This window comes from Ectothiorhodospira shaposhnikovii (assembly GCF_047222355.1).
Taxonomy (GTDB): Bacteria; Pseudomonadota; Gammaproteobacteria; order Ectothiorhodospirales; family Ectothiorhodospiraceae; genus Ectothiorhodospira.
On the sequence record NZ_CP178333.1, the window covers coordinates 2927635 to 2940699 of the forward strand.

At 65.4% G+C, this 13065-nt stretch carries 10 protein-coding genes; 4 read left to right on the top strand and 6 right to left on the bottom strand.

Going from position 1 to position 13065, the window contains the following annotated elements; translation table 11 throughout:
- Positions 1–22 precede the first annotated feature (22 nt).
- Positions 23–2023: a DNA helicase Rep gene (rep, locus tag ACLF6L_RS13420; protein WP_200173530.1), complete on the top strand. Its 2001-nt coding sequence runs from the start codon at positions 23–25 to the stop codon at positions 2021–2023.
- Between the two features lie 9 nt (positions 2024–2032).
- On the opposite strand, the gene ACLF6L_RS13425 is transcribed toward rep, so the two are convergent.
- The 6 genes from ACLF6L_RS13425 to ACLF6L_RS13450 form a co-directional block, all read right to left on the bottom strand.
- Positions 2033–3751, bottom strand: coding sequence for a potassium/proton antiporter (locus tag ACLF6L_RS13425; protein WP_200173532.1), 1719 nt, complete (start codon positions 3749–3751; stop codon positions 2033–2035).
- A 368-nt stretch (positions 3752–4119) separates the two neighbouring features.
- On the bottom strand, positions 4120–6594 hold the full coding sequence (locus tag ACLF6L_RS13430) for a heavy metal translocating P-type ATPase (RefSeq protein WP_200173534.1): 2475 nt from the start codon (positions 6592–6594) through the stop codon (positions 4120–4122).
- Between the two features lie 130 nt (positions 6595–6724).
- Positions 6725–7363 carry an OmpA family protein gene (locus ACLF6L_RS13435; RefSeq protein ID WP_412851869.1) on the bottom strand — a complete coding sequence of 213 codons (639 nt, stop codon included), beginning with the start codon at positions 7361–7363 and terminating at the stop codon, positions 6725–6727.
- 146 nt (positions 7364–7509) lie between these two features.
- Positions 7510–9150: a chaperonin GroEL gene (groL, locus tag ACLF6L_RS13440; RefSeq protein WP_412851870.1), complete on the bottom strand. Its 1641-nt coding sequence runs from the start codon at positions 9148–9150 to the stop codon at positions 7510–7512.
- A 48-nt stretch (positions 9151–9198) separates the two neighbouring features.
- Complete coding sequence (gene groES, locus ACLF6L_RS13445) at positions 9199–9489, bottom strand: co-chaperone GroES (protein ID WP_008931806.1); 291 nt, start codon at positions 9487–9489, stop codon at positions 9199–9201.
- Between the two features lie 125 nt (positions 9490–9614).
- Positions 9615–10130 (bottom strand): FxsA family protein, encoded by a 516-nt coding sequence (locus ACLF6L_RS13450; protein WP_200173539.1) that lies wholly within the window; start codon positions 10128–10130, stop codon positions 9615–9617.
- A 212-nt stretch (positions 10131–10342) separates the two neighbouring features.
- On the opposite strand from ACLF6L_RS13450, the gene ACLF6L_RS13455 reads away from it, so the two are divergent.
- From ACLF6L_RS13455 to ACLF6L_RS13465, 3 genes are read left to right on the top strand one after another with little or no spacing between them, the layout of a single operon-like run.
- On the top strand, positions 10343–10906 hold the full coding sequence (locus ACLF6L_RS13455) for a thioredoxin family protein (RefSeq protein ID WP_412851871.1): 564 nt from the start codon (positions 10343–10345) through the stop codon (positions 10904–10906).
- Positions 10903–12228 (top strand): TolC family protein, encoded by a 1326-nt coding sequence (locus ACLF6L_RS13460; protein ID WP_412851872.1) that lies wholly within the window; start codon positions 10903–10905, stop codon positions 12226–12228. Before ACLF6L_RS13455 ends, ACLF6L_RS13460 begins: the two co-directional genes overlap by 4 nt.
- A complete protein-coding gene (locus tag ACLF6L_RS13465; RefSeq protein WP_412851873.1) occupies positions 12228–12983 on the top strand; it encodes an efflux RND transporter periplasmic adaptor subunit in 756 nt (251 codons plus the stop codon). Before ACLF6L_RS13460 ends, ACLF6L_RS13465 begins: the two co-directional genes overlap by 1 nt.
- Positions 12984–13065 lie beyond the last annotated feature (82 nt).

Below are 13065 nucleotides of genomic sequence, written 5' to 3' on the forward strand. Positions count from 1 at the left end.
CCCGCCCCACACCCCCGCCGCCATGGACACCCTCAACCCGCAACAACGCGCCGCCATCGAGTATGTGGATGGCCCCTTGCTGGTGCTGGCCGGTGCCGGCAGCGGCAAGACCCGGGTGATCACGGAAAAGATCGCTCATCTGATCCGTCATCGGGGCCTGTCCCCGAAACGGATCGCCGCCATCACCTTCACCAACAAGGCCGCCCGGGAGATGAAGGCCCGGGCCGGCAAGCTGCTGTCCCGGGAGGAAAGCCAGGGCCTGACGGTCTCCACCTTCCATACCCTGGGCCTGGACTTCATTCGCAAGGAGATCAGGACCCTGGGCTACAAGGCGGGATTTTCCATCTTTGACGCCGCCGACGCCCTGTCCCTGCTCAAGCAACTCACCCACCGGGACGACGATGGGGTGGAGGCCGAATCCGCCCGCCATCGCATCAGCCGCTGGAAGAACGACCTGCTCACCCCGGAACAGGCCCTGTCCCGCGCCGAGGATGACCTGGAAGCCGCTCAGGCCCGCCTGTATGCCGCCTACCAGCGGGCGCTCAAGGCCTACAACGCCGTGGACTTCGATGATCTGATCGTGCTGCCCGTGCGCCTGCTGGAAGAGAATCCGGAAGTGCGCGAGCGCTGGCGTCATCGCCTGCGCCACCTGCTGGTGGACGAGTATCAGGATACCAATACCTGCCAGTACCGTCTGGTCCGCCTGCTGGTGGACGTGGACGCGGGACTCACCGCGGTGGGTGACGACGACCAGTCCATCTACTCCTGGCGCGGTGCCCGGCCCGAGAATCTGGTGGCCCTGCAACAGGACTACCCTCACCTGAAGATCATCAAGCTGGAGCAGAACTACCGCTCCACCAACCGCATCCTGCAGACCGCCAACCACCTGATCGCCAATAATCCCCATGTGTTTGAAAAGCGCCTGTGGAGCGGCCTGGGCCAGGGCGATCCCATCCGGGTGCTGCCCTGCAAGGACGCGGACCACGAGGCAACCCGGGTGGTGTCCGAGATCATGAAGCATCGCTTCAAGCACCGCCTGGAATTCAAGGACTACGCCATCCTCTATCGGGGCAACCACCAGGCCCGGGTATTTGAAAAACTGCTGCGGGAAAACAACATTCCCTACAAGGTCAGCGGCGGCCAGTCCTTCTTCGAGAAGGCGGAAGTCAAGGACATCCTGGCCTACCTGCGTCTGCTGGCCAACCCCGACGACGACAGCGCCTTTCTGCGCATCGTCAATGTGCCGCGACGGGAGATCGGTGCCGCCACCCTGGAAAAACTGGGAGAGTATGCCGGTCGCCGCCATGTCAGCCTGTTCACCGCCTGTTTCGAGTTCGGCCTGACGGAGACCCTGTCCGCCCGGGCGGCGGAGCGGCTGCAGGCCTTTGCCCAGTGGCTGCAGGACAAGTCCCGGGCCGCGACCACCGGCGATCCCGCCGCCGTCGCCAAAAGCCTGGTGGAGGAGATGAACTACGAAACCTGGCTGCTGGACCAGAGCGCCAACCCCAAGGCGGCCTCGAAACGCATGGAAAACGTGCAGGAAGTGCTGGACTGGATGGGACGCCTGGCCAAGGAAGGGACCGGCGACGGCAAGAACATCGGGGAAATCGTCGCCCACATGACCCTGATGGACATCCTGGACCGGGCTGGCGGCGAGACCGAGGCCGACGGAGTGCATCTGATGACCCTGCACGCCGCCAAGGGGCTGGAGTTTCCCTGCGTCTTCCTGGTGGGCATGGAGGAGGAACTGCTGCCCCATCGGGTCAGCCTGGAGGAAGACACCCTGGAGGAGGAACGCCGCCTGGCCTATGTGGGCATCACCCGGGCCAGGAAGGCCCTGACCCTGACCTATGCCTGCCGACGCACCCGTTTCGGCGAGACGGTGGAGTGCGAACCCAGCCGCTTCCTGGCGGAACTGCCCGAGGAACACCTGGAATGGCCCGACGCAAAACCACCGGACCCGGAAGAAGTCCGGCTGACGGGGAAGGCCCACCTGAATAACCTCAAATCCCTGCTGGGCTGAGGGTATCGGTCAGCGGCTGAGCTTCAGGCCCACCCTGGCAATCCGGTTCGCCGCCATCTCCCGCACCACCAGCTCCACCTCACCGCACTGCAGCCGGTCCCCCACCACCGGCTGGGTGTTCAGGCGATCCAGGATAAACTCCTCCAGAGTCATGCCCGAGGCGGACGCGGGCAGCTTGAGCCCGTAGATCAGGGACAGATCCTCCACCTTGGCGTAGCCGTTGAGCACGAACTCACCGAAGAACTTGCGTTCGGACAGGCGCTCCGGCGCCGTACTGGCCACGAACAGGCGATCCAGTACCGGAAGGTCATCCGTTGAGGCCAGCAGGTAGAGGTAATCTCCCGCCCGCAGATCCAGCATGTTCAGCGCCTCCAGCATGACCTTGTCGCGGACATGGGCCACCACCCGCACGCTGCGCGGCAGGGTGAAGCTGGTCCATTTCTCCCGTACTACCGGGGTGTTCTCCGCCAGCCGGTAGGCCACCAGCTCCAACTCATGCTGACCGGGGATATCCAGCTCCACCCGCTGCACCACATGGGTGGTGGGCGGCACCTCCAGCCGCAGCCAGCGGGCCACCGGTGTGATGGTCCAGCCCTGGACCATCAGCGAAATGATGACCACAAAGAAGACGATGTTGAACAGCATCCCCGCCGCCTCGATGCCCGCCAACAGGGGGAACAACGCCAGGATGATGGGCACGGCCCCCCGCAGGCCCACCCAGCCGACGAAGACCTGCTCCCGCCAGGGAAAGTTGAAGGGCAGCAGACACAGCCACACCGCCAGGGGACGGGCCACCAGGATCAGTACGGCGGCGATCAGCAGGGCATCCACCGCCACGGGCATCAACTCAGAGGGGGTTACCAGCAGCCCCAGCATCAGGAACATGCCGATCTGGGCCAGGCTGGCAATCCCGTCATGGAAGCGGTTCACATACTGGGCGGCCTGCATGGGCCGGTTGCCCACCACCAGACCCGCCAGATAGATGGCCAGAAAACCGCTGCCCTGCAGCACCGAAGCCAGGCCGAAGATGGACAGCCCTCCGGCCAGGGCCACCAGGGGATAGAGGCCCTGGGAGATCTCCAGCCGGTTGATGAGCCAGACCAGCCCCAGGCCGCCAAGGATACCCACCAGGGCACCCAGGCCCATCTGGCGGATGAACTCCCACAACACGGTGAGTCCCATGTTGCCGTGGCCGCCCACCAGCAGCTCGATGAGCACGATGGTGAGGAAGATGGCCATGGGGTCGTTGGAGCCGGACTCGATCTCCAGGGTGGAGCCCACGCGCTGCTTCAGTTCCAGGCCCTGGGAATGCAGCAGGGAAAACACCGCGGCGGCATCGGTGGAGCCGACGATGGCCCCCAGCAGGAAGCCCAACATCCAGTTGATCTCCAGCCACCAGGCGGCGAAGGCGCCGGTGATGCCGGCGGTGATGATCACACCGATGGTGGCCAGCCCCAGGGCCGGACGCAACCCCACCCGGAAGCTGTCGATGGGGGTACGCATGCCGCCGTCGAAGAGGATGATGGCCAGGGCCAGGCTGCCGAACAGGTGGGCCATCTGGATGTCTTCGAACTCGATCCCGCCCGGACCCTGCTCCCCCAGAAGCATCCCGATGAACAGGAACACCAGCAACAGGGGCACTCCCAGGCGTCGCGTGATGACGCTGGAGAGGACGCTGCCCAGCAGGATGAGGCTGCCGAAGAAGATGATCTGGTTAGTGAGATCCATGCATAAACTTTATCAGCCTTATTAAAAAATGGCATGAGTTTAAAAACGTTCTGAGCAGACCCATTACTGCCACAGGCACGTCATCCCAGCGCACGGGCAACTCACCTCCCCCCCCCCCACGGGCACGTCATTCCCGCGAAAGCGGGAATCCAGAGGGAGCCTGCAGGAAACTCCTGGGCTCCCGCTTTCGCGGGAGTGACGACGTGGAGAAAGTGATGATGTGAGGGAGGTGACGATGTGGGGGAAGGATATCCCGCGCAAAAAAAAGGGCCGGATATCCGGCCCCAAGCGTGCGAGAAGAGGAGAAATGCGACACACGACTTGAATAATAATCCTTCTCATTTTCATGTCAACAGTTTTTTGCAAATTTATCCTTCCGGCTTAAAGCGCTTGAGCCGCAACGCGTTGCTCAGTACCGAAACCGACGACAGGGACATGGCCGCAGCCGCAAAGACCGGCGACAGCAACAGCCCGAAGAACGGGTAGAGCACGCCGGCCGCCACCGGCAACAGGGTGGCGTTGTAGGCAAAGGCCCAGAACAGGTTCTGCTTGATATTGCGGATGGTGGCCCGGGACAGGGCGATGGCATGGGCCACCTGGCGCAGATCGTCGGACATCAGCACCACCCCGGCCGATTCCATGGCCACGTCCGTACCGGAACCAATGGCCAGCCCCACGTCCGCCGCCGCCAGGGCCGGCGCATCATTGATGCCGTCGCCGACGAAGGCCACCTTGTCCCCGGAGGCCCGCAGACGCTGCACCGCGTCCACCTTGCCCTCCGGCAGCACCTGGGCCACCACCTCGTCAATGCCCAGTTGCCGGGCCACCGCCCGGGCCGTGCGCTCATCGTCGCCGGTGATCATCACCACCTTGAGTCCCAGTGACTTGAGACGGGCCACGGCCGCGGCCGACGACGGCTTGGGCGGGTCGGAGATCCCCAGCAGGGCCGCCGGTCGGTGATCCACCGCCACCAGCACCGGGGTACTCCCCTGCCCCGCCAGCCTTGCCACGGCTTCCTGGGCGTCTCCCAGGTCAACGCCCGCTTCGGCCAGGAAACGGGGCGAACCGATGATCAACGCATGACCGTCCACCCGGCCCTGAAGTCCGCGTCCGGTCAGGGACTCGAATCGCTCCACCTCAGGCAGGGTCAGCCCCCGCTCCCGGGCACCACGCACCACCGCCTGGGCCAGGGGGTGTTCCGAGCGGGACTCCAGGGCCGCCGCCAGGGTCAGGACCCGGGCCTCGTCCCAGTCCTCCAGCACCGTGATCCCGGTCAGTTCGGGCCGCCCCCGGGTCAGGGTGCCGGTCTTGTCCAGGGCCACCACCTGGACATCCCGCAGGGACTGCAGGGCATCACCGCCCCGGAACAGCACCCCCATCTCCGCCCCCTTTCCGGTACCCACCATGATCGAGGTGGGGGTGGCCAGCCCCATGGCGCAGGGGCAGGCGATGATGAGGACCGCCACCGCATTCACCAGGGCCAGGGTGAGTGCCGGCGCGGGACCGAAGAAGAACCAGACCAGGAACGTGACCAGGGCGATCCCCATCACCGCCGGGACGAAATACCGGGTCACCTGGTCCACCAGATTCTGGATCGGGAGCCGGGCGGCCTGGGCGGACTCCACCATGCGAATGATCTGGGCCAGCACGGTGTCCGAACCCACCCGCTGCGCCTTCAGGGTCATGGCACCCTGGCCGTTGATGGTGCCGCCCACCAGGGCGGCACCAACCGGCTTGTCCACCGGTACCGGTTCGCCGGTGATCATGGACTCATCCACCCAGGACCGGCCTTCCTCCACCACCCCGTCCACCGGGATGCGCTCCCCCGGCCGCACCTGAACCCGGTCACCGGGCAGGACCTGATCCACGTCCACCTCGGTCCAGTCGCCGTCGCGCCAAACCCGGGCGGTGCGGGGACGCAGGCCCATGAGCGTGCGGATGGCCTCGGATGTGGCGCCCTTGGCGCGGGCTTCCAGATACCGCCCCAACAGCACTAAAGTGATGATCACCGCGGAGGCCTCGTAGTAGACGTGCACCGACTCCGCCGGCAGGATCCCGGGCAGGAAAGTGGCCACCACGGAATAGCCATAGGCGGCGGAGGTCCCCAGCATGACCAGGGAGTTCATGTCCGGCGCGCCCCGGATCAGGGCCGGGCCGCCCTTGCGATAGAAACTCAACCCCGGGCCGAACTGCACCCCGGTGGCCAGCAGGAAGAACAGCAGATACACGGTCTGGGTACCCAGCGTCCCGTGCACCATGTGATGAAAGGCGGGGAAGACATGCCCCCCCATGTCCAGCACCAGTATCGGCAGGGTCAGGACGGCCGCCAGGCTCAGGGCTTGGCGCACCCTGGACAATTCCCGCTTGCGTGCCGCCCGCTCCCGGTCTTCCCGGTCCGGCCCGGCCTCGTGGACCCGGCTCTCGTAGCCGGCTTCGGTGATGCGCCGGGCCAGGTCCGCGGCGGAGAGGGTGCCGGCGGGGATGCGCACCCGTGCCTGGCCGGTGGCCAGGTTGACCCCGGCCTCCAGTACGCCCGGGGTCCGCTCCAGCAGGGTCTGCACCCGACTGCTGCAGGCTGCGCAGCTCATCCCGGAGACATCCAGGATCAGGATATCTTCGGCCACGTCATAACCGGCCTCGCGGACGGCATGGACCAGGGCGACGGCATCGGGCGCGGAAGAGGCGGTGACAACGGCCTTTTCAGTGGCCAGGTTGACGCTGACGGTATCGACGCCCGGAAGGGGTTTCAGGGCATCTTCCACCCGCGTGACGCAGGCGGCACAGCCCATGCCGGTGATGGGCAGGGTCAGTGTGCGGGAAGGGTCATGACTGGAACGGGACATGGGGCTTGCCGAAAAAGGGCCGGTGTCCAGATTAATGCCTGAGCGGGATCCATGGAAACTCCCGCGGTCGTTCTCCCCTCACCCCAACCCTCTCCCACAAGGGGAGAGGGGCTTTTACAGGCGCTCTGACTTAATTGACCCGCTCGGTCACTTCGATGCGGATCTCCACGCGCCGGTTGGCGGCACGGCCTTCCGGGGTGGTGTTGTAGGCCACCGGACGGTCATAGGCATAACCGGCGGCTTCCATCAGACGAGCCGGGATGCCGCGCTCCACCATGAAACGCTTCACGGACTCGGCACGATCCCTGGACAGGCGTTCGTTCAATGCCCGGGAGCCGGTATTGTCGGTGTGACCACTGATCACCACCCGCTCCAGGCGGGAGCCTGCCTGACGAATCCGGTCGGCCACCCGGTTCAGTTCAGTGGCGGCGGCCGGATTGAGCTGATGGCTGCCGATGGCAAAGAGAACCTCGGAACCCAGGGTGATGGTTTCATAGACAGGCTCCGGCGCCGGGGCCGGCACTGCAGGGGCAGGCGGCGGAGCACGCTCGGCACGCGGCTCCGGCGCGGAGGCCACATAACCGGCACAACCTTCGATGGCGCGATCCATCAACCAGCGGGGCGTACGCACACAGTCACCGGAACCATCACGCACCACGGCACCACGGGGGTCCGAAGCATAGCCGGTGTCCGCAAGGACCACCGGTGTCCCGGCCACCAGCAGGGACGAGGCCAGAGCCAAAGTGCCGGCGAAAGTTGTCTTACGCATGTCGTATGCTCTCCTGAAATAGGTCGGATAATGTGGCACTGCCACAAGCGCAATACTAACTCCAAACACAAAGCCCCGCACGGGGCGGGGCTTTGCCTGCCGTCATGAAAAGACGGCATTCACTGCGACCTTTCGGGTTGCAGGGCTTACATCATGCCCATGCCGCCCATGCCGCCCATGTCGCCGCCCGGCATGGCGGGCTCGTTCTTCTTGGGCAGCTCGGCCACCATGGCTTCGGTGGTGATGATCAGACCAGCCACGGAAGCGGCGTTCTGCAGCGCGGTACGGGTCACCTTGGTGGGGTCCAGGATGCCCATCTCGATCATGTCGCCGAACTCACCGGTGGCGGCGTTGTAGCCCTGGTTACCCTTGAGCTCGCGCACCCGGTTCATGACCACCGCCGGCTCTTCGCCGCAGTTGGCCACGATCTGGCGCAGGGGCTCTTCCATGGCGCGTCTGGCAATGGAGATGCCCACGTCCTGATCACGGTTGATGCCCTTGACCTCGCCCATGCCTTCCAGGGCACGGATCAGGGCCACGCCACCGCCGGGGACCACGCCTTCTTCCACCGCGGCACGGGTGGCATGCAGGGCGTCTTCCACGCGGGCCTTCTTCTCTTTCATTTCCACTTCGGTGGCGGCACCCACCTTGATCACTGCCACGCCGCCGGCCAGCTTGGCCACGCGCTCCTGCAGCTTTTCCTTGTCGTAGTCGGAGGTGGCGTCTTCGATCTGGGCACGAATCTGCTCCACGCGGGCCTTGATCTCGTCGTGCTTGCCAGCGCCATCGATGATGGTGGTGTTTTCCTTGGTGACCACGATGCGCTTGGCCATGCCCAGGTCATCGATGCTGGCCTTCTCCAGGGACAGGCCCACTTCTTCGGAGATGACCTGGCCGCCGGTGAGGATGGCGATATCCTGCAGCATGGCCTTGCGACGATCACCGAAGCCGGGGGCCTTGACGGCGGCCACCTTGACGATGCCGCGGATGGAGTTGACCACCAGGGTGGCCAGCGCTTCGCCTTCGATGTCCTCGGCAATGATCAGCAGGGGCTTGCCGGACTTGGCCACGCCTTCCAGCACGGGCAGCAGGTCGCGGATGTTGGAGATCTTCTTGTCGTACAGCAGCACGAAGCAGTCATCCAGCTCGGCGCTCATGTTCTGCTGGTTGTTGACGAAGTAGGGGGACAGGTAGCCGCGGTCGAACTGCATGCCTTCCACCACTTCCAGGGCGTTTTCCAGGGAGGAACCTTCCTCCACGGTGATCACGCCTTCCTTGCCCACCTTCTCCATCGCACTGGCGATGATCTCGCCCACGGACTCGTCGGAGTTGGCGGAGATGGTGCCCACCTGGGCAATGGCCTTGCTGTCGGTGCAGGGCTTGGACAGGTTGGCCAGTTCGGCCACGGCGGCGGTCACGGCCTTGTCGATACCGCGCTTGAGGTCCATCGGATTCATGCCGGCGGTGACGGCCTTCATGCCTTCGCGGACGATGGCCTGGGCCAGCACGGTGGCGGTGGTGGTGCCGTCACCGGCCACGTCGGAAGTCTGGGAGGAGACTTCCTTCACCATCTGGGCGCCCATGTTCTCGAACTTGTCTTCCAGTTCGATCTCCTTGGCCACGGACACGCCGTCCTTGGTCACGGTGGGGGCACCGAAGGACTTTTCCAGCACCACGTTGCGGCCCTTGGGACCCAGGGTGACCTTCACTGCGTTGGCCAGGACGTTCACGCCCTTGACCATGCGGGCACGGGCGTCATCACCGAAGCGGACTTCTTTCGCGCTCATACTTGTCTCATCCTCTAAAATGTATTCTGTGTGGGGAGCAGGGCTGGATCAGCCTTCGATGACGGCCATCACGTCTTCCTCGCGCATCACGAGGAGTTCCTGACCGTCCACCTTGACCTCGGTGCCGGAGTACTTGCCGAACAGCACCTTGTCACCCACCTTCAGGTCCAGCGGGCGCACATCACCATTGTCCAGGCTCTTGCCCTTGCCCACGGCAACCACTTCGCCGCGGATCGGCTTCTCGGTGGCGCTGTCGGGGATCACGATCCCGCCGGGGCTGGTGCGCTCTTCTTCCATGCGCTTGATGATCACCCGATCATGCAACGGACGGATATTCATGGGCCTTGACTCCTTAGAAGCAGGTTTTGGATTGACTGTGTCTGATCCCAGGGGCTGTTAGCACTCCCCCTTGGTGAGTGCCAATAATAGGGGCGGACTTCCGGATGTCAAGGGGGAGAGGGTGACTACTCCCGGTCCCGGTTACGCTCCGGGGACTCCACCTCCGGGCGAACCGGCTCTTCCCGCTCCCATTCCCCTTCGATGGTGCGTCCACGGCCACCCTGCTCCGGCGGCTGCCGGCCCTGGGCCTGATACTGGGCGTGCACATGGGCCTGGGCGGCGAAGACCCCGCGCCGGATCATCCATGCCGCCAGCAATCGGCGGGTGAACGGGAGCAGGCAGGCAAAGCCGATGGCATCGGTGAAGAAGCCGGGCGTCAGCAACAGGGCACCGCCGATGACCAGGAAGAAGCCCTCCACCAGTTCCCGGGCCGGCAACTGCCCCTGATCCATGCTGCGCTGGACCCGGGTCAGGGTGGCGATCCCCTGCTGCTTGAGCAGGTAGGCGCCGATCACGGCGGTGAGGATGACCAGACCGACGGTGGGCCAGACACCGATGATCCCCCCCACCTTGATGAGCACGAAGATCTCGATCAGGGGGATGGTGAAGAACAGCAATAACAGGATGGGGAAGACAGGCATGATGGCGATATCCGCAAATGGTGGATGAGCGTCGGATACACCGACAGGTAGAAAGGTCACTTTGGCGGCCTGCCCCCATGAATTCAAGGCATACCGTTCCCGTTTTTCGGGATCTCAATCCGAAAACATCCACTTGCCAGTCACCCCCGGGATTGGGTAAAACACAGTTATTGACTTATTTCGATTGGAAATATAAAGCCTGGAGGCCAGTCATGCGCGTTAACGGATCACTGCCAGGGCGTCGGTTCGGCACGGGCCTGTGCCTGCTGATCCTGCTGTGGAGCCTGTCCGTCCACGGCATGGAACGGGACCCTTACGAGCACTTCTTCCAGTTCACCTTCGGCGATTTCCAGGAAGAGCTGGACACCGCCCGGGAGGCGGGCAAGAAGGCGGTACTGATCTTCTTCGAGATGGACGAGTGCCCCTTCTGCCACCGCATGAAGGACACCGTCCTCAACCAGCCCGAGGTCCAGGACTTCTACCGCGAGCACTTCGCCGCCTTTGCCGTGGACGTGGAAGGCGCCATCGAGATCACCGACTTCCAGGGCAACCCCACCACCCAGAGCGAATGGGCGTTTCAGGAGCACCGGGTCCGGGCCACGCCGGTATTCCAGTTCTTCGACCTCGACGGCAGGCCCATCGCCCGCCTGACCGGCCCCACCTCGGGGACCGAGGAATTTATCTGGTTCGGCGAATACGTGGTCGAGGGCCATTATCGGGAACAGCCCTTCAGCCGTTACCGGCGCGAACGCCAGGAGCAGGCGCGGGGGTCATGAGCCGACGCATCCTGCCCCTGCTGATCGCCCTGTGCCTCTCCGGCCCGGCCGGAGCCGACGTCCCCCTGCCCTCACCCCTGACCCTGGAAGCGGCACTGGCCCTGGCCGATCCGGCACACCCCCGCCTGGTCCTGGCCCGCGCAGGGCTGGACACCGCCCTGGCCGAAAGGCGGCTGGCAAACAGCCGCAACGACCTGGAACTGGGCCTGCAACTCAACCCCCGCTGGGTGGAGCCCAATGACCTGGCGCCGATGCAGGACCATGACGACTCCCGGGCCATCCTGCACGCCCGCAAGACCCTCCATGATTTTGGCCGCACCCGGCATCACCTGGCCGCCGCGGAATCCGCCGTGCAGTCCGGAACCTGGGAACAGGATCATGTTCTGGCCGATCACCGCCTGCGGATCATGCAGGGCTTTTTTGAAGTGCTGCTGGCGGACCTGACCTACACCCGGGACAACGAGGCCATGGCGGTGGCCTTTGTCGAACTCAACCGCCTGCGGGAACGCCACGGGCTGGGACAGGTCTCCGATATCACCCTGATGGCCCAGGAAAGCCATTACCAGACGGCACGCCTGCAGCGGCTGGCCAGCCAGCAGCAGACGCGCATCACCCGCCAGCGTCTGGCGGCCCTGCTGGGACGGCCGGACCAGGTGCCCGGACGTCTGCGCACACCGGCCCTGACAGGCAATGACCGGGCGTTGCCCGATGTGGACACCCTCTGGACATTGGCCCGGGACCACAACCCCCGACGCCGGTCCCTGCAGTTGGCCGTGGAGGCGGCCACGGCCCGGGTGGGCGCACAGCGGGCAGAGCGCAGGCCCACCCTGAGCGCCGAGGCCCAGGCCGCCTGGTGGCAGCGGGAGTTCGGCGGCGACCGCAATCCCCTCGCCCTGGGGCTGGTACTGGACATCCCCCTCTACGACGGGGGCCGGGTGGACGCCCGCACAGCCCGGGAACAGGCCGGCCTGCACGAGGCCCGCGCCCGCCTGCGGGATTTCGACCTGTCCCTGCGCCAGGCGATGCTGGAGACCTGGCTGGAGATCCAGCGCCTCGGGATCCAGCGGGAACAGGCCCGGGTGCAGGCGGATTACCGCGACCTGTATCTGGATCGCAGCCGCAGCCTCTATGAAATGGAAGTGGCCACGGACCTGGGCGATGCCATGACCTGGCAATCGGAGGCCATGCTGTTTACCGCCAGCACGGAGTTCCAGCTCGCCCTGGCCTGGGCTCGCCTGGCCCTCCTGACCGGGCAGGCCACGGCAGACCCACTGGCACCGGAGCCGTTTTCACCCGCGACCGTGCGGGAGGAGGATTCGTGATGCGTTCCAGGACTCGCCCCGGCCCGGCCATCCTGCTCCTGCTGGTGCTGACGGCCACGGCACCGGCACTCCAGGCCGAGGAGATCCCCGCCCGGCTGGCCTGGGCCGACCGCCTGGAACTGGGCACCCCCCTCTCCGGCACCATCACCCGGGTGCTGGTAAACCCGGGAGACCGGGTACGCCGGGGCCAACCCCTGATAGAGATGGACACCCGTGCCCTGCAGGCGGAGGAACAACAGGCCGGCGCCCAGGAACACCGTCTGCGACTGGCCCGGGACGAGGCCCGCCGGGAGCATGATCGAACCCGTGAGATGTACGACCGCACCCTCATCGCCGAACGGGAACTGGCCCTGGCCGAGATCGCCCGACGCATGGCCGAGGCGGAACATCAGGCGGCGCAGGCGGCCCTGACCCGGGTGCGGCTGGACCTGGAACATGCCCGGGTGATCGCCCGCCATGTCGCCCCCGGACAGGTGATACACAATGCCCTGCGGGTACAGCCGCTGCTGACCCTGGCGGCGGACGGGCCCATGCTGGCGGTGGCGGACGTGGAGGCCGCCGTGCTCGACAGGCTTTCGCCCGGCACCAAGGTAGAGGTGCGCGTGGGAGATCGACGCCTTGCCGGACGGGTGCAGGGGCTGGGGCTGGAACCGGTGGACGAATCCCTGCCCCGCTTCCGGCTGGAGGTGGTATTTTCACCGCCGGAGGCGCTCGGGCTGCGGGCCGGGTTGACGGCGGTGGTGGTCTTGCCCTGATGATGTGCGGGGATCGGGGAAGAAGGGAGAACCGACGCATCTTCTGATCCGAACATTTTTCCGATCTGAAAAGGGCTACCCC

Excerpts from the sequence above, each read along its gene's own strand:
- ACLF6L_RS13430 (WP_200173534.1), bottom strand. The coding sequence starts at position 6,594 with ATGTCCCGTTCCAGTCATGACCCTTCCCGCACACTGACCCTGCCCATC.
- groES (WP_008931806.1), bottom strand. The coding sequence starts at position 9,489 with ATGAATATCCGTCCGTTGCATGATCGGGTGATCATCAAGCGCATGGAA.
- ACLF6L_RS13460 (WP_412851872.1), top strand. The coding sequence starts at position 10,903 with ATGAGCCGACGCATCCTGCCCCTGCTGATCGCCCTGTGCCTCTCCGGC.
- rep (WP_200173530.1), top strand. The coding sequence starts at position 23 with ATGGACACCCTCAACCCGCAACAACGCGCCGCCATCGAGTATGTGGAT.
- ACLF6L_RS13435 (WP_412851869.1), bottom strand. The coding sequence starts at position 7,363 with ATGCGTAAGACAACTTTCGCCGGCACTTTGGCTCTGGCCTCGTCCCTG.
- groL (WP_412851870.1), bottom strand. The coding sequence starts at position 9,150 with ATGAGCGCGAAAGAAGTCCGCTTCGGTGATGACGCCCGTGCCCGCATG.
- ACLF6L_RS13455 (WP_412851871.1), top strand. The coding sequence starts at position 10,343 with ATGCGCGTTAACGGATCACTGCCAGGGCGTCGGTTCGGCACGGGCCTG.
- ACLF6L_RS13465 (WP_412851873.1), top strand. The coding sequence starts at position 12,228 with ATGCGTTCCAGGACTCGCCCCGGCCCGGCCATCCTGCTCCTGCTGGTG.
- ACLF6L_RS13450 (WP_200173539.1), bottom strand. The coding sequence starts at position 10,130 with ATGCCTGTCTTCCCCATCCTGTTATTGCTGTTCTTCACCATCCCCCTG.
- ACLF6L_RS13425 (WP_200173532.1), bottom strand. The coding sequence starts at position 3,751 with ATGGATCTCACTAACCAGATCATCTTCTTCGGCAGCCTCATCCTGCTG.